The 14,929-nt window shown below is 38.0% G+C and carries 17 protein-coding genes and 3 tRNA genes; 14 read left to right on the top strand and 6 right to left on the bottom strand.

What is annotated here, in order from left to right; all coding sequences use genetic code 11:
• Positions 1 to 86: 86 nt before the first annotated feature.
• The 3 genes from RM539_RS18595 to RM539_RS18585 all read left to right on the top strand — a co-directional run bounded on the left by RM539_RS18595 (position 87) and on the right by RM539_RS18585 (position 2,684).
• Positions 87 to 932 (top strand): transketolase, encoded by an 846-nt coding sequence (locus tag RM539_RS18595; RefSeq protein WP_311504926.1) that lies wholly within the window; start codon positions 87 to 89, stop codon positions 930 to 932.
• A gap of 81 nt (positions 933 to 1,013) precedes the next feature.
• A complete protein-coding gene (locus RM539_RS18590; RefSeq protein WP_311504925.1) occupies positions 1,014 to 1,967 on the top strand; it encodes a transketolase family protein in 954 nt (317 codons plus the stop codon).
• Positions 1,968 to 2,084: 117 nt separating this feature from the next.
• A complete protein-coding gene (locus RM539_RS18585; protein WP_311504924.1) occupies positions 2,085 to 2,684 on the top strand; it encodes an outer membrane beta-barrel protein in 600 nt (199 codons plus the stop codon).
• Between the two features lie 60 nt (positions 2,685 to 2,744).
• Here RM539_RS18585 and RM539_RS18580 read toward each other — a convergent pair whose 3' ends face one another.
• Complete coding sequence (locus RM539_RS18580) at positions 2,745 to 3,704, bottom strand: FKBP-type peptidyl-prolyl cis-trans isomerase (protein WP_311504923.1); 960 nt, start codon at positions 3,702 to 3,704, stop codon at positions 2,745 to 2,747.
• A 78-nt stretch (positions 3,705 to 3,782) separates the two neighbouring features.
• On the opposite strand from RM539_RS18580, the gene RM539_RS18575 reads away from it, so the two are divergent.
• The 3 genes from RM539_RS18575 to RM539_RS18565 are packed head-to-tail and all read left to right on the top strand — an operon-like array spanning position 3,783 to position 5,285.
• A complete protein-coding gene (locus RM539_RS18575) occupies positions 3,783 to 4,211 on the top strand; it encodes an RNA-binding S4 domain-containing protein (RefSeq protein WP_311504922.1) in 429 nt (142 codons plus the stop codon).
• Positions 4,195 to 4,788 carry a methyltransferase domain-containing protein gene (locus RM539_RS18570; RefSeq protein WP_311504921.1) on the top strand — a complete coding sequence of 198 codons (594 nt, stop codon included), beginning with the start codon at positions 4,195 to 4,197 and terminating at the stop codon, positions 4,786 to 4,788. The genes RM539_RS18575 and RM539_RS18570 overlap by 17 nt, the downstream gene beginning before the upstream one ends.
• Positions 4,785 to 5,285, top strand: a complete 501-nt coding sequence (locus RM539_RS18565) for a phosphoribosyltransferase family protein (RefSeq protein WP_311504920.1) — start codon at positions 4,785 to 4,787, stop codon at positions 5,283 to 5,285. The genes RM539_RS18570 and RM539_RS18565 overlap by 4 nt, the downstream gene beginning before the upstream one ends.
• Here RM539_RS18565 and RM539_RS18560 read toward each other — a convergent pair.
• Complete coding sequence (locus RM539_RS18560; RefSeq protein ID WP_311504919.1) at positions 5,280 to 5,798, bottom strand: shikimate kinase; 519 nt, start codon at positions 5,796 to 5,798, stop codon at positions 5,280 to 5,282. The genes RM539_RS18565 and RM539_RS18560 overlap by 6 nt on opposite strands.
• A 123-nt stretch (positions 5,799 to 5,921) precedes the next feature.
• On the opposite strand from RM539_RS18560, the gene RM539_RS18555 reads away from it, so the two are divergent.
• The 3 genes from RM539_RS18555 to RM539_RS18545 all read left to right on the top strand — a co-directional run bounded on the left by RM539_RS18555 (position 5,922) and on the right by RM539_RS18545 (position 6,328).
• A tRNA-Lys gene (locus RM539_RS18555) sits at positions 5,922 to 5,994 on the top strand.
• Positions 5,995 to 6,110: 116 nt separating this feature from the next.
• Positions 6,111 to 6,183, top strand: a tRNA-Lys gene (locus tag RM539_RS18550).
• 62 nt (positions 6,184 to 6,245) lie between these two features.
• Positions 6,246 to 6,328 (top strand) — tRNA-Leu (locus tag RM539_RS18545).
• A 233-nt stretch (positions 6,329 to 6,561) separates the two neighbouring features.
• Here RM539_RS18545 and RM539_RS18540 read toward each other — a convergent pair.
• On the bottom strand, positions 6,562 to 8,025 hold the full coding sequence (locus RM539_RS18540; RefSeq protein WP_311504918.1) for a M28 family peptidase: 1,464 nt from the start codon (positions 8,023 to 8,025) through the stop codon (positions 6,562 to 6,564).
• Between the two features lie 87 nt (positions 8,026 to 8,112).
• A complete protein-coding gene (locus RM539_RS18535; RefSeq protein ID WP_311504917.1) occupies positions 8,113 to 8,280 on the bottom strand; it encodes a hypothetical protein in 168 nt (55 codons plus the stop codon).
• 272 nt (positions 8,281 to 8,552) lie between these two features.
• On the opposite strand from RM539_RS18535, the gene RM539_RS18530 reads away from it, so the two are divergent.
• From RM539_RS18530 to RM539_RS18510, 5 genes are read left to right on the top strand one after another with little or no spacing between them, the layout of a single operon-like run.
• The gene (locus tag RM539_RS18530; RefSeq protein ID WP_311504916.1) at positions 8,553 to 9,446 is read left to right on the top strand and encodes a MerR family transcriptional regulator; all 894 of its coding nucleotides are present in this window, start codon (positions 8,553 to 8,555) and stop codon (positions 9,444 to 9,446) included.
• Positions 9,447 to 9,452: 6 nt separating this feature from the next.
• Positions 9,453 to 10,916 carry a phytoene desaturase family protein gene (locus RM539_RS18525; RefSeq protein ID WP_311504915.1) on the top strand — a complete coding sequence of 488 codons (1,464 nt, stop codon included), beginning with the start codon at positions 9,453 to 9,455 and terminating at the stop codon, positions 10,914 to 10,916.
• Positions 10,917 to 10,920: 4 nt separating this feature from the next.
• Positions 10,921 to 11,760, top strand: coding sequence for a phytoene/squalene synthase family protein (locus tag RM539_RS18520; protein ID WP_311504914.1), 840 nt, complete (start codon positions 10,921 to 10,923; stop codon positions 11,758 to 11,760).
• A gap of 11 nt (positions 11,761 to 11,771) precedes the next feature.
• Positions 11,772 to 12,221 carry a sterol desaturase family protein gene (locus RM539_RS18515; protein WP_311504913.1) on the top strand — a complete coding sequence of 150 codons (450 nt, stop codon included), beginning with the start codon at positions 11,772 to 11,774 and terminating at the stop codon, positions 12,219 to 12,221.
• Between the two features lie 15 nt (positions 12,222 to 12,236).
• Positions 12,237 to 13,370 (top strand): lycopene cyclase family protein, encoded by a 1,134-nt coding sequence (locus RM539_RS18510; protein WP_311504912.1) that lies wholly within the window; start codon positions 12,237 to 12,239, stop codon positions 13,368 to 13,370.
• A 1-nt stretch (position 13,371) separates the two neighbouring features.
• Here the strand turns inward: RM539_RS18510 and RM539_RS18505 are convergent, their stop codons facing one another.
• Both RM539_RS18505 and RM539_RS18500 read right to left on the bottom strand, forming a co-directional pair.
• The gene (locus RM539_RS18505) at positions 13,372 to 13,932 is read right to left on the bottom strand and encodes a TlpA family protein disulfide reductase (protein ID WP_311504911.1); all 561 of its coding nucleotides are present in this window, start codon (positions 13,930 to 13,932) and stop codon (positions 13,372 to 13,374) included.
• A 106-nt stretch (positions 13,933 to 14,038) separates the two neighbouring features.
• Positions 14,039 to 14,788 (bottom strand): XRE family transcriptional regulator, encoded by a 750-nt coding sequence (locus RM539_RS18500; RefSeq protein ID WP_311504910.1) that lies wholly within the window; start codon positions 14,786 to 14,788, stop codon positions 14,039 to 14,041.
• Between the last annotated feature and the right edge of the window lie 141 nt (positions 14,789 to 14,929).

Below are 14,929 nucleotides of genomic sequence, written 5' to 3'. Positions count from 1 at the left end.
GAATATCTCTCTTATTTTAGCTTTGGCGAAGCCGGATTAAAAACCTATTTTTGTTATCAACTCATTATTAATAATACAAGACTAAAATGCCAAACATCAAAGAATTAGAAGATTTTGCCACCCAGGTACGCAGGGATATTTTAAGGCAGGTGCATAAGGTAAATTCGGGTCATCCTGGAGGTTCCCTTGGATGCACCGAATTCTTCACCGCGCTTTACCAGGAGGTAATGGATCACGATACAGATTTTAACATGGATGGAAAAGATGAAGATATTTTCTTTCTATCAAATGGACATATTTCCCCGGTTTTTTATAGTGTACTTGCAAGAAGCGGATATTTTCCGGTAGAAGAATTAAGCACTTTCAGGCTTATAGATTCCAGGCTACAGGGGCATCCAACCACTCATGAAGGTTTACCGGGAATACGTGTTGCTTCAGGTTCTTTAGGGCAGGGAATGTCTGTGGCACTTGGAGCCGCACAGGCTAAAAAACTTAATGGAGATAAGCATCTTGTTTACACACTTCATGGAGACGGGGAACTTCAGGAAGGACAAAACTGGGAAGCCATCATGTACGCCGCAGGGAATAAAGTAGATAATATAATTTCTACAGTAGACCTTAACGGACAACAGATTGACGGGAGTACAGAAACGGTTCTTCCTATGGGGAATTTAAAAGCTAAATTTGAAGCTTTTGGATGGGATGTGATGGAAATAGAAAATGGTAACGATATCACCCAGGTACTGGACGGACTGGCCGAAGCCAAAAATAGAACCGGAAAGGGTAAACCTGTTTGCATTCTTATGACTACCGTGATGGGGCATGGAGTAGATTTTATGATGCATACTCATGCATGGCACGGTAAAGCGCCAGATGATGAGCAACTGGAGAAAGCGCTTGCACAAAACCCTGCAACCCTTGGAGATTATTAAATTTGCCATCAGATTAAAAATTTATAATCAACATCACAAAAATCAAATTTTCGCGGCTGCGGAAGTGACAAAGAAGTTAAGATGAAAAAATATACAGATACAGGAAAAAAAGATACCCGTTCCGGATTTGGGGCCGGTTTAACCGAACTGGGGCGTAAAAACCCTAATGTTGTAGCCTTATGTGCCGATTTGGTAGGATCACTAAAAATGCAGGATTTTATTGATGAAAATCCCGAACGCTTCTTCCAGGTAGGAATTGCCGAAGCGAATATGATGGGTATGGCTGCAGGATTAACCATAGGCGGAAAAATACCTTTTGCAGGAACTTTTGCCAATTTTGCAACGGGTAGGGTTTACGACCAGATTCGCCAGAGTATTGCTTACTCTAACAAGAATGTAAAAATATGTGCATCTCATTCCGGAGTAACACTTGGAGAAGATGGAGCTACCCACCAGATACTGGAAGACATTGGTCTTATGAAGATGTTACCGGGCATGACGGTAATTAATACCTGCGATTATAACCAGACCAAAGCTGCAACTCTCGCCGTAGCCGAGCATGTGGGACCGGTTTATCTAAGGTTCGGCCGTCCAAAAGTGGCCAATTTTACCCCTGAAGACCAAAAATTTGAAATCGGAAAAGCTGTTCAGCTTTTTGAAGGAAGCGATGTTACCATCATTGCTACCGGCCATTTAGTATGGGAAGCCATTCAGGCTGCGGAACAACTTTCAGAAAAAGGTATTAGTGCCGAAGTGATAAATATTCACACTATTAAGCCACTTGATGCAGAAGCTATCCTAAAATCTGTTAAGAAAACCGGTTGCGTGGTTACTGCTGAAGAGCATAACTTCCTTGGAGGACTTGGAGAAAGCGTTGCCCGTACTCTGGCAGAAAATCATCCTGCACCCCAGGAATTTGTGGCTACGCAGGATACCTTTGGGGAAAGCGGTACACCCGACAAGCTTTTTGCCAAATATGGACTTAATGCCGAAGCCATTATTAAGGCAACGGAAAAAGTACTTAAAAGAAAATAATTCAAAAATTACTTCTATAAAAAGCCTTTCAGGAAATAGATCTGAGGGGCTTTTTTATATTTCAGAAATAAAACGACTGCTTCTGGCGTTATACAAACTCAACCTAATACCACAACTATGAAAAAATTAATGTTATTAGCCATAGCCTTCTGCGGAATTACCGTTATGGCACAGGAATCTTCTTTCGGAATTAAAGGAGGATTAAATTACGGAGCCACCGGAGATTATGAAAATTTTTCTCAGGTAGTAGAAGATGCTCCGGAAATAGAAGAAGGAGAACAAAATACAGGCTATCACCTGGGTTTTTATGGTAAAATTGGAATAGCAGGCATTTTTATTCAGCCCGAATTGCTATATACCAGGCTTACTACAGAATATTCCAGTTTTGATTATGTGATGCAAAAAATAGATGCCCCTATTATGGTGGGAATTAACGTTCTGGGCCCACTAAATATTAAAGCCGGCCCCTCATTTCAATATGTTTTAAGTAATAAACTGGAAGGCACAGATCTTGAAATAGGAGATGTGGCAGAAGAAATTACCGTAGGCTATCAGTTAGGCGTAGGTTTAAACCTTGGCCGTCTGGGAATTGATGCCCGTTATGAAGGAGCATTTCAGGACAATGATGCCTTTGGCGAAGACCTTGCAACGGATAACGGTTTTAAAATAGATTCCCGTCCTTCTCAATGGATCCTCAGCGCATCTTATGCCTTTTAAACAGGATAATTTAAGTTATAATTAAAAAGCCCCGATATCGGGGCTTTTTAATTATAATATTTATTCCTGGAAAATATCCGGATCCAGATAATCTGGAGTACCATCGTTATTCTTGTCTGGAAATTCAACAGTTCCGTCCTGAAGTATGGTAATTTCCCTCCTCGTAGGAGTACCATCCCCGTCATCATCGGTATCAAAATAATTTGGATACCTATTCTGATCTGTATCGTCATTAAACAAATTTTCATCTTCATCTAAATCTTCCTTCCAGGAAGGGATACCATCCCTATCATGATCAGCTTCCACCGCTCTATATAAATTTATTTCAAATATTAACGGGCTGTAGGCGGGAATACCAGATTGTGCCGAAGAGAAATATCCCAAACCAGAAGGCATAAAAATAGCACCTATACCGTAATTTTCCCAATTTACAGTATTATCAGGATTAATAGTATAATTTGTTGCCTCTCCAAATTCAGTTAAACCATGAATAAAGCCTCTAGCTTCTACATAACCTACCCGCACTAATTGACCTCTATTATTTGTGGTTATAGTTCCAGGAAAATCAAACCATAATGGCACCACCAAACTTTGATCAAATACATTATCATTTAGCAGCTGGCCTTTATAACCAACCAGGGTAGAATCGGCAAAAGTTGGTTTACGGCCGCCACCTTCGCGCACCTTCAGGATATAGAGCGTATAAGAAACACTATCATCGGTCACCTCCTTTTCCATTAGCGCATCAGAATCTAAAAGAGCAATTTTATCCTCATTCTCTCCTGCAATAGTATCAATAGCAATCCGGTAATCGAAATTTTCGGGAGGCGTTTCAAATTCTTCATAATTGTAAAAGTGGGTAGAAAGATACTCCTGCAGGGCTTCATCATCTTCAATAGCCTGCTCTCCCCTATCCCTTTCAGGAACCGTGGTTCCGCCGCCATCGTCATCATCTTTATTACAGGAAGTAAATCCTAAACCTAAAAGAGTGCCTATAAATAATAATTGCTTAAATCGCATCGTCTGGAATTTTAGGGCGCAAGATACAATAATCTTGTATTTTTGCTTAAGGAACAAGACAGATTTAAAGCGAGATTTATGAGAGTTGATAAGTTTTTATGGTGTGTTCGATACTTTAAAACCCGTAGTATAGCAACCAATGCCTGTAAACAGGGAAAGGTTAAATTGGAGGGTACAAATGTAAAGCCATCTAAAGAAGTGTTTCCCGGAGATAAGCTGATAGCAAGAAAAAACCAGGTAAATTATGAAATTGAAATTCTGGATCTGCCTCCCAGTCGCGTAGGCGCTAAACTGGTTAACCTTTACGTGCATGATGTTACGCCAAAAGAGGAATTTGAGAAAAAAGAATTACTGAAATATTCCCAGGATTATTACCGAAAAAAGGGAACCGGAAGGCCTACCAAAAAAGACAGGCGCGATATTGATGACTGGTTTGATGATGCTGCCGAAGAGGTTACTAAAGATAAAGACACTACTGAGGATAAAAAAAATGAGCAAAAAAGCTGAAGCATATTGGTCTAAACGGTATCTTGACAGCAACACCGGTTGGGATATTGGCCATATTTCCACCCCTGTGAGGGAATATGTTGATCAGCTTAAAAGTAAAGATCTTAAAATTTTGATTCCCGGGGCAGGAAATGGATACGAAGCAGAATATCTTTTTAATAATGGATTTTATAATGTTTATGTAGCCGATATTGCCAGGGAACCGCTGCTTAACCTGAAGAAGAGGCAACCGGGTCTTCCGGAAAATCAATTACTGCATCAGGATTTCTTTGAGATTAATGATTGTTTTGACTTAATTATTGAGCAGACCTTCTTTTGTGCAATCCCGGTAAAATTAAGAAAAGATTATGCGCAGAAGGCATACAGGCTTCTTAATGAAAACGGTAAAATTACCGGGCTTGTCTTCAATTTTCCTTTAACAAAAAAAGGCCCTCCATTTGGCGGTAGCAAAGAGGAATATTTGACGTATTTTAGACCATACTTTGAAATAAAAACTCTTGAAATATGCTATAATTCCATTCCGTCCAGAGAAGGAAATGAATTATTTTTTAGTTTCATCAAAAAAAAACAAATATGAAGAATAAGGTTCTCATCCTTTCCCAGGCAGAAATAAAACATAAAATTAAACGGATTGCTTATCAGATTCTTGAGAACAATATTGATGAAGAAGAAATTATATTGGCCGGAATTGCAAAAAACGGTTTTGAACTGGCCAGACGCCTGCAAAAAGAGTTAGAAACCATTTCTTCTCTTGAAGTTAGGCTTTGTGAAGTGAAAGTTGACAAAAAAAATCCATTAGCGGCGATTTCCACTTCTCTTAAACCTGATGATTACCGGGAAAAATCTGTGGTTCTGGTAGATGATGTTCTTAACTCCGGCACCACGTTAATTTATGGCGTAAGACATTTTTTAGACGTCCCACTTAAGCAGTTTAAAACCGCAGTTCTTGTAGACAGAAATCATAAAAAATATCCTGTTAAGGCCGATTTCAAAGGAATTTCCCTGTCAACCTCCCTAAGCGAAACCGTAAAACTCCGTTTTGAAAAAGGTAAAGACCGTGTGGTATTGCTATAATTTAGACTGAATTTTAGCCACAATTTCTTCTGGTGCCTGATTGTCTACATCTACAATAATATCTGACTGGTTATAATAGTAAGCCCTTTCGAATAAATGTTTCCGTAGAAATTCTTCCAATTCTTCTTTCGTTTCCAGATGACTTATTACCGGCCGATGCACTTTTTCAAGAAACAAACGTTCGGTTAAAGTACTCACTGCAGCTTTAAGGTAGATAGTTTTAGCATTGGAAACTTCTTGTATCCACTCCAGATTATTTCCATAACACGGCGTACCTCCACCAAGGGAAACCACCATATCATTTCCTTTTTCAAGTATATCTTTAAGAACTTTTGTTTCCAGTTTACGAAAATATAATTCTCCTTTTTTCCGGAAGATATTTTGAATATCGGTTTGTTCAATAAGTTCTATCTGTTCATCCAGGTCTACATAATCATATTCCAGCACCTCTGCAAGAAGAGTACCAATTCGGGATTTTCCTGCTCCCATGTAGCCATTTAAAAAATATTTCATGTGCTATTTCTCTTATTTTGAGTACAAATAAAAACATTTGCAAATTTATATGAAATTAGTCTTGAAAAATAAATTAATGATAGTATATTTGCACCCGCATTCTGGAAAAACAGATGCATATTAGATCTGGTAGCTCAGTTGGTAGAGCATCTCCCTTTTAAGGAGAGGGTCCTGGGTTCGAGCCCCAGCCAGATCACTTTTTAAGTTTAAATCTTGTTGGGCGAGAAGCCCGTCCCGAACAAAGCAAAAGCGAGGTTTTTGGGAAGTCCCAGCCAGATACTTTAATGTTCATAATTTTTATTGCATCAGATCGATCTGGTAGCTCAGTTGGTAGAGCATCTCCCTTTTAAGGAGAGGGTCCTGGGTTCGAGCCCCAGCCAGATCACTTTTAGATTTTATATTGAAAATCTTTTCTGAATAAATTGAATTTTAATCATTCAATTATTCACCCGGGTGCTGGAATTGGTAGACAGGCATGGTTGAGGGCCATGTGTCCTTTGGGCGTGCGGGTTCAAGTCCCGCTCCGGGTACATTACTTTCCTTTTATTGCTCTTGATATATTTTGTTTATGCTATCCGAAGCCAGTTTAAATATTGAATTTATATGAGCATGACCAGCATTGGATGGAGCCAAAACTTCTGATTTTTTACAATTATAAGCAGTTGATTTTATAAAAATTTGACCTCGCAGGTTTCAGAAAACGGTGAGGTTTGTTCATATAAGATTCCAGCTAAAGTACTTTGAGAATTATTTTTCAGGATTCCTACTCATTTTCCAGGACAGGTGCATTCTCCTCCTGAGATACTTTCCATCCAGTGCCATACATCCATTTTGTCATTTTAGTTAGCTTATCAATATCTATCTTATCAGCTTCATCCTTAGGAGTATGATAATCTGGGTGCAAAAGTGTGCTAAAGAAAATAGCTGGAATATTTGCCTGCGCATAAGGTAAGTGGTCACTTCTATAATACCAGAATTCAGGATGACTGGAGGCATCCCAGCTGGTATCTACATTAAAGTTAGTTATTTGTTTATTAGCTGCCATTGCCATGTTTACGAGATCTATTGAATTACGATGGGGAGGAATAGATCCCAGCAAAGCGGCAGCATCCGGATTATTTCTACCAATCATATCACCATTTAGCACTGCCACAATATTGTCCTTATTCACAGGAGGATTTTTTACAAAATATTTCGAACCAAACAACCCGCGCTCTTCTGCTCCATGCCATACAAAAAGAGCACTTCGTTTACCAGGATTTTTTTTCCAGGCACGGCCAATAGCCAGAAGAGCCACACTAACAGTTGCATTATCATCTGCCCCGTTCCAGATAGAGTCTCCTTCTACGGCAGCACCAATTCCATCATGGTCATGATGAGCGCTAAAAAGAACGTATTCTTCTTGCAGTTCAGCATCTGTTCCGGATACTTTTGCCATAACATTGGCAGAAGGATAAGTGAATTCATTTATTTTTAGTGTCGCGCTTAACCTGCTATCTGCTTTCTGAAGTTCTCTTGCCCAATCCCGGCTAACCAGAATAACAGGAACAGTATCTGATATTTGGTCTTTCCTGCTTTGCGGCTCAATAGCATAAGTACCTTCTTCAAAACCATGTCCAAAAAAACCAATTTCCGAAGTTGCTGTAGAATCTGCAATGAGTACTATGGCTGAAACATTCTGTCTTTTAAGCACAGCGCTTTGCTCCCTAATAGCCGATAGCGCATATCGGTAGACCCAAAGACTTATACCTTCAGCCGGCATTCGTGAAGGCGGAATAAGATGCATTGCCACTACTTTGTCCTGAAGATTCAGAGTAGTGTCAGCCATACTTTCCAGCCAGGTAATTGATTCATCTATATTAGCCTCTACAGGGGATGTTGTCCATGCTTCTTCCCAAAGGCTAAGTTCTTTTTCATTAATTTCTAGGCTACTTTCATTAGAGACTACTCTGCGGTAGAGAGGAAAAAATTGAAAATAAGTTCCGTCATTTCCTGCAGGTTCCAGGCCAGCCTCCCTTGCTTTCTGAGCCACCCAGGCTGCTGCGCGCAATTCATCTAATGTCCCTGCCCTTCTGCCACGCATTTTATCACTGGCCAGTTCATAAAGATCTTTTCTTAATTCAGATTGTTGGATGGCTGAAAGTGCCGGCGGTAAAGAATCTCTTTTATCCTGTGCATTTACAATTAATAAGCATAAAATGGCAAATAATGTGCAAATAGTCTTCATATAAAATTCTTCAATTATTGATTGAAGATATACAATTTGCTGCAGAACTTCTCTTTCTACAGAATTCTTTCTGCAAGAGGCATTATGTTAATACTTATTCTGTTGCTGTTGCTTTTCCTTATCTTTCCGGAACTTCTCGAACCGATCCTCATCCTCTTTTCTTTGCTCGTCCCGATTGGCATTTTTCCATTCCGGATCTTTTTTACCTTTATCCTTGTCCTGAAATTCCCTTCTATCAGATTTTTTATTTTCCATAATCCCTTTTTTAACTCAACAGTTGCTCCTTTAAATATACACAACACCTGTCTGCATTAAAATTGATTGAAAATTTTTAACAGCAAAATTAAAAATTGGAACATGCATTCTCACAGGTCCATTCTCTCCCATTCGCTGTTCCACTCTTACCCTAAAAATTAACCAATAAAATATTTTGTTTAATGTTATTGATAAATTATTAAACATTTAACGCCGAACTCATTTTTTAAAGAAGCAAAATTTTTAGATTTGTTTATCTTGTTATTTCAAATATGGAACTGGTAAAACAAAATTTCAGTATAAAAGATCTTGAACATTTAAGCGGCATAAAAGCTCATACAATCAGGATCTGGGAAAAGAGATATAATGTCCTTAATCCTAATCGTACTTCTACAAACATAAGAACATACGATAGTTCAAGTCTTCAGAAGATTTTAAATATCGCTTTTTTAAATGAACATGGTTATAAAATATCGCGTATATCAAAGTTAAGTAATGAAGAGATTGCCCGAATGGTGAAGCGTATAGCCGCAAGTTCCAGCCGGGAGAACCGGGCAGTTAATGCTTTTAAAATGGCCATGATCAATTTTGATGAACCTCTGTTTTATCAAACCTATGCGCGCCTGCAGGAGAACATGAATTTTCATGAAATTTTTCAGGAGGTATTTTTACCTCTTCTCCACGAAATAGGTACACTTTGGCAAACCGACACCATAAAACCTATACATGAGCATTATATTGTTGAGCTTATAAGGCAGAAGTTATACCTGAACCTTGCGGAACTAAAAGAAACTTCAGAAAAAGACACCTCTCATTTATATATTCTTTTTCTGCCTGAAAATGAAATTCATGACATTGGAATTCTCTATATTAATTACCTGCTGCTGGCCGGTGGCAAAAGCACCATTTATTTAGGGCCAAATTTGCCAATAGAGAACATTACTTTTCTTTTGGATAAACATGACAGTATTAGTTTTATTAGTTATTTCACTATAGCTCCCCAGGATATAGCTGATTTTATTGAAGAATTCCAGAAGAAAATATGTACAGAAAAAATTTATGATCTGCTGGTATTCGGAAATCGGCTAAAAGCTATGCAGGAGAAAAAGTATCCTGAAAATATAAAGTTTAACTATTCTCTCCAGGAATTTGCAAAAAATCTATAGCCGACAATGAAAAAGAAAATCTCAATTATTGGTTCCGGGTTTGCTTCGCTGGCGGCATCATGTTACCTGGCAAAGGCAGGGAATGAAGTGCATATTTATGAAAAAAATGCTGAAGTGGGGGGCCGGGCACGGCAATTAAAGAAGGCCGGATTTACATTCGATATCGGTCCCACCTGGTATTGGATGCCAGATGTTTTTGAACGTTTTTTTGCTGATTTTGATAAAAAACCACAGGATTTTTACAAATTACAGAAACTGAACCCCGCATACGAAGTATATTTTGAAGACGGGGAAAAGATAAGCATCGGGAACAGCCTGGAAAAAATTTATGAGGCTTTTGAAGCCGAAGAACCTGGTAGTTCTAAAAAACTCAGGAGATTCATAAAAGAAGCCCAGGAGAATTACGAAATTGCCATTAAAGACCTGGTATATAGACCTGGGGTGTCGCCGCTTGAGCTAATCACTCCAAAAACAGCCGGAAAACTAGGGCAGTTCTTCAGTACTATTTCCAGAGAAGTCAGGAAAGAGTTTGATAACTTAAAACTTATTCAAATATTAGAATTTCCTGTACTTTTCCTGGGTTCTAAAGCAAGTAATACCCCTGCTTTCTACAGCTTTATGAATTATGCCGACTTTGGCCTTGGGACCTGGCATCCAAAAGGCGGAATGTACCAGGTGATTTTAGGAATAAAATCTTTGGCAGAGTCCCTGGGAGTAAACATTCATACTGATTCTCCTGTAACTGAGATTAAGATTGCGGGAGATACTGCTGAAGCTATTGTTGTTAACGGTAATGAAATAAAATCTGATGTGATTTTAAGCGGAGCAGATTATCACCATACGGAAACCCTGCTTCCGGAATATAAGCGGCAGTATCCTCAAAAATACTGGAGAAAAAAGACCTTTGCCCCTTCTTCCCTACTCTTTTATGTTGGTTTTGAGAAAAAGCTTAAGAATGTTTCCCATCACACGCTATTCTTTGACACAGATTTCAAACTCCATGCGGAAGCAATTTATGATGACCCGCAGTGGCCGGAAAACCCACTTTTTTACGCAAGCTTTCCCTCGGTTACCGATACTGAAGTAGCTCCGGAAGGAAAGGAAGCAGGTATATTTTTAATTCCTCTGGCACCAGATCTTGAGGATACTCCGGAATTAAGAGAAAGATATTTTCAAAAAATTATAAATCGTTTTGAAAAACTGACAAAACAGAACGTAAGTAAGTCGGTTATTTTTAAAGAATCCTTCTGTGTAAATGATTTTAAAGAGCAATACAATTCATATAAAGGAAATGCCTATGGCCTTGCCAATACGCTTTTACAAACCGCTTTCTTACGTCCTAAATTAAAAAGCAAAAAAGTACATCAGCTTTACTTTACAGGCCAGCTTACAGTGCCCGGGCCGGGAGTTCCCCCCTCACTTATTTCGGGAAAACTTGCGGCAGAGCTTATTCAGAATTCAAAAAATTAGTGCTATGAAATCTATATTCGATCATGTTTCCCACGGCTGTAGCAAAATAGTTACAAATTCCTACAGTACTTCCTTTTCCACAGCCACCAAAATGCTCGCCCCCAGCATAAGGCAGGATATATACAATATCTACGGTTTTGTAAGACTTGCTGATGAAATTGTAGATTCTTTTCATGATTATGATAAAGAAGTACTTTTTAAAGATTTTGAAACAGATCTGCATAAGGCCATTTCAGCAAAAATCAGTTTAAATCCCGTGCTCAATGCTTTCCAGGAAACCGTTCACCGTTATGGGATAGATAAACATTTATATGTTTCCTTTATGGAAAGTATGCGGCAGGATTTATATAAATCTGACTACCTGAGCATAGATGAGTTTAAGGAATATATTTACGGCAGTGCAGACGTTGTTGGCCTAATGTGCCTGAAGGTCTTTGTTAAAGGTGATAATGAAAAATATAATGCTCTTAAAGAATCTGCCATGAGCCTGGGATCTGCTTTCCAAAAGGTGAATTTTCTTCGGGACCTGAAAGCAGATTATGAAGATTTAAGCCGAAGCTATTTCCCGCATGTTAATCTTTCTCAACTGGACGAAGCGAGCAAACATAAAATCATCAATGAAATTGAAGAGGATTTTCACAAAGGTCTCTCAGGTATTGCACGGCTTCCTGTAGAAGCAAAATTTGGAGTTTACACGGCATATATTTATTACAGTAAACTACTGCACAAGCTAAAAGCAGTACCTTCGCTGGAAATAAAAAACCGCAGGATAAGAGTTTCAAATTATCAAAAGGCAGGTTTACTGGCAAAATCGTATATTACCTATAGATTAAATCTTATATAAATTAGTTGAATATGGAAACGCTGTTATGGATAGCAATTTTTCTGAGTACATTTATGGCAATGGAAGGAATGGCCTGGTTTACCCATAAATATGTTATGCATGGATTTCTCTGGAAACTTCATAAAGATCATCATAAGAAGGACCACAGCAGCTGGTGGGAAAGGAATGACTTGTTCTTTGTATTTTATGCCCTGGTTAGTATTACCTGCTTTCTCCTGTGGCAATACAATGGTTTCTGGGCAGGTTTACCCATTGGCTTAGGCATACTGGCTTATGGGATTACTTATTTCACGATACATGATATTTTTATACATCAACGCTTTAAGATTTTCAGAAATGCAAATAACCGGTATGCAAAGGGCATTAGGCGCGCGCACAAAATGCATCATAAACATTTAGGCAAAGATGATGGGGAATGTTTTGGAATGCTGTTTGTACCATTTAAATACTTCAGAAAATAAAACCAGATTATCTAAATGGGTCCAGTTTATTATTATGTCATTATTGGTGGCGGTTTAGCCGGACTTCAGTTAGCACAAAGGTTCAGCAGAGAATTGTTTTTTAAGGGCAAAAAAATTGCCATTATAGATCCTTCAGAAAAAGACACAAATGATAAAACCTGGTGTTTCTGGGAAAAAGGAGAGGGCCAATGGGATCATATTGTAAGTAAATCCTGGAAAAAGGCCCATTTTTATTCTTCTGAAGAAGAACTGGATTTAGATCTTACACCTTATACCTATAAGAAAATAAAGTCCTTGGACTTCTATACCGAAATGAAAAAGGAGCTGGAAAGTTCTCCTGATATTGTATTTATTAAAGACAGAATTAATGAAGTTGATATTGTAAAAATGCAGGCCATAGGTGAAAATGACATTTATCCAGCTACCCATTTTTTTGACAGCAGGATACCACAAGCTTATACTGAAGAAAATAAATACACTAAAATTTTTCAGCATTTTAAAGGATGGCAAATAGAGACTGAAAACGATTGTTTTGACCCGGAGACCTTTACAATGATGGATTACCGGCTAAAACATAAAGATTCTACTTCCTTTATTTATATTTTACCCCAATCTGCCAAAAAGGCTTTGATCGAATTTACATTTTTCACGCCTTACCTTACCGAAGAAAGCATTTATGATGAAATGCTGAAAAGATATATTTCTGAAATTTCAGGAATTAATACCTGCAAAATTACATCAACAGAAAGCGGGATAATTCCTATGACCGATTTTCCTTTTGAAAAAAGCAACAATAATAAAATCACCAAAATTGGTACCGGTGGCGGTTGGGTAAAGCCCAGCACAGGCTACTCCTTTAAAAATACTGAGAAGAAAACTGCCAGAATCATCAGAAATATCAAGAGCGGATTCAAACCTGGCAAAAACCTGGTGAACAAGCGTTTCCGAAAGTATGACGCTATTTTTCTTGATGTTTTGGCGCAGCATAACGGAAAAGGAGAAAGAATTTTTACCAGATTTTACAAATCAAATTCTGTAGAAAAAATTTTCAGATACCTTGATGAAGAAACTTCTTTTTCTGAAGATATGAAAATCATGTTCTCTCTTTTCGGCTATGAATTTATTGAATCATTTTTCAGAAAATTGTAATTCAGGATTGCAGTAACTTATCCAGCGTATTCCTCATAGACTGACTGTTCCAATTTGCGGAACCTATTTTTTTTATAACAATATTACCTTGCCTGTCAATAACATAAGTTGTGGGTAATGTATAGCCATCCAGGGGTTTGGGATCGGCGCTTAACATTCGAAATGTGGGAAGACTAAATCGCTTTTCCTTTAAAAAATTCCTCACTGTTTCATGCTCTTCTCCTGAAATAAAAAAGAACTGCACCTCGCCTTTATAATCCTGATATAAATCCTGAAAAGAAGGCATTTCTGCAATACACGGAGGGCACCATGTTGCCCAGTAATTTACCACAATCACCTCATCCTGATATTCTGAAAAATTCACCCGTTTTTCATTGCTGTTTTCCAGAACCCAGTTGTATCCTGATAATTGCTCCCTTTCTGCTTCATCTGTAACCTCAGGGCTAAAAGCGAATACTTTATTTGCGAATACCTGTAAAGGCTTTCGGGTTTGAGGAATCAGCAACGCCAGGATAATCACTATTAAAATGATGTTTGACCACTGATTTTTGAAAATTTTCATAACCTCACTATTAGGAATACAAAGAAACAAATTTAGTTGCTCCCATCATGCCAACATGTTGTGAGATTTAGCCTATTTAATACCAAAACAAGGGAAAAACCCCGGATTAATTAGAAAGTGCTATTATTTTTTTATTTAACCGGAAAACTTCCTTCTTTAATAGCTCCAATGCATCTTCCAGAGCATTTATTCTTCCTTTTGAAGTTATAGTATGATGGGGCACCAGTACCCCGGTAATTTTTCCCCGAACCATCATAACCTCACGAACATTTTCTCTCTCTATTTTGAGACTCTCCAACTGGTTTTCATTATCATTTTCAAGAAGAAGATATTCGGGATCTGAATTTACTTTTAATCTCTTTATAATTATAGCATCTGTGGTGACAACCAATACCAGCGAGCCATCAAGAATATTTTCTATTTTCTTCTGGGTTTGGCAAATTAAAATATCACCGGGAAGTATGGTTGGAAGCATGCTTTCTCCTTCCACTTCAAAAAGCCGCTGATTTTGTGTAGGGTTAAATCCCGGGATACGAAACCATTCATAATTATTTTCCCAGTCTTCCTGATGATAATTCTTTATAAAACCCGCATGTGCACTTAGCTTTATAAATGGAGTAAAACCATTGGCTCTGGTCATACTAATAACATTCTTATCACCTTTAAGTAGATAATCTGTAGTAACATCATATAATCTACTAAGTTTTACAACATGCTCGGCCACTATACCATTTTGTGAATTTTCTATAAGTGAATACGCCGCCTGGGATATAAAGAGATTTTCTGCTACATGTTTTTGCGAGAACCCCTTCATTTTTCTTAATTCCTTTATTCTATTGCTTATCTCTTGCTTCATGTTGTTGTAGATATTGGTAAATCATTAAAAAAATGTTTGGTGGTAATCTACACAAAGGTCGCGCAATATTTAGACACGGAAAATCTTTATAATTAATAATAATAAAGAAGGATATTAAGCGGAATAATTTGGTTAAACCTA

The organism is Autumnicola musiva (assembly GCF_031846585.1).
Lineage (GTDB): Bacteria > Bacteroidota > Bacteroidia > Flavobacteriales > Flavobacteriaceae > Autumnicola > Autumnicola musiva.
Note: the sequence above shows the minus strand (reverse complement) of the source record. Positions and strands in the feature narration are given on the sequence as shown.

Excerpts from the sequence above, each read along its gene's own strand:
- RM539_RS18595 (WP_311504926.1), top strand. The coding sequence starts at position 87 with ATGCCAAACATCAAAGAATTAGAAGATTTTGCCACCCAGGTACGCAGG.
- RM539_RS18590 (WP_311504925.1), top strand. The coding sequence starts at position 1,014 with ATGAAAAAATATACAGATACAGGAAAAAAAGATACCCGTTCCGGATTT.
- RM539_RS18585 (WP_311504924.1), top strand. The coding sequence starts at position 2,085 with ATGAAAAAATTAATGTTATTAGCCATAGCCTTCTGCGGAATTACCGTT.
- RM539_RS18580 (WP_311504923.1), bottom strand. The coding sequence starts at position 3,704 with ATGCGATTTAAGCAATTATTATTTATAGGCACTCTTTTAGGTTTAGGA.
- RM539_RS18575 (WP_311504922.1), top strand. The coding sequence starts at position 3,783 with ATGAGAGTTGATAAGTTTTTATGGTGTGTTCGATACTTTAAAACCCGT.
- RM539_RS18570 (WP_311504921.1), top strand. The coding sequence starts at position 4,195 with ATGAGCAAAAAAGCTGAAGCATATTGGTCTAAACGGTATCTTGACAGC.
- RM539_RS18565 (WP_311504920.1), top strand. The coding sequence starts at position 4,785 with ATGAAGAATAAGGTTCTCATCCTTTCCCAGGCAGAAATAAAACATAAA.
- RM539_RS18560 (WP_311504919.1), bottom strand. The coding sequence starts at position 5,798 with ATGAAATATTTTTTAAATGGCTACATGGGAGCAGGAAAATCCCGAATT.
- RM539_RS18540 (WP_311504918.1), bottom strand. The coding sequence starts at position 8,025 with ATGAAGACTATTTGCACATTATTTGCCATTTTATGCTTATTAATTGTA.
- RM539_RS18535 (WP_311504917.1), bottom strand. The coding sequence starts at position 8,280 with ATGGAAAATAAAAAATCTGATAGAAGGGAATTTCAGGACAAGGATAAA.
- RM539_RS18530 (WP_311504916.1), top strand. The coding sequence starts at position 8,553 with ATGGAACTGGTAAAACAAAATTTCAGTATAAAAGATCTTGAACATTTA.
- RM539_RS18525 (WP_311504915.1), top strand. The coding sequence starts at position 9,453 with ATGAAAAAGAAAATCTCAATTATTGGTTCCGGGTTTGCTTCGCTGGCG.
- RM539_RS18520 (WP_311504914.1), top strand. The coding sequence starts at position 10,921 with ATGAAATCTATATTCGATCATGTTTCCCACGGCTGTAGCAAAATAGTT.
- RM539_RS18515 (WP_311504913.1), top strand. The coding sequence starts at position 11,772 with ATGGAAACGCTGTTATGGATAGCAATTTTTCTGAGTACATTTATGGCA.
- RM539_RS18510 (WP_311504912.1), top strand. The coding sequence starts at position 12,237 with ATGGGTCCAGTTTATTATTATGTCATTATTGGTGGCGGTTTAGCCGGA.
- RM539_RS18505 (WP_311504911.1), bottom strand. The coding sequence starts at position 13,932 with ATGAAAATTTTCAAAAATCAGTGGTCAAACATCATTTTAATAGTGATT.
- RM539_RS18500 (WP_311504910.1), bottom strand. The coding sequence starts at position 14,788 with ATGAAGCAAGAGATAAGCAATAGAATAAAGGAATTAAGAAAAATGAAG.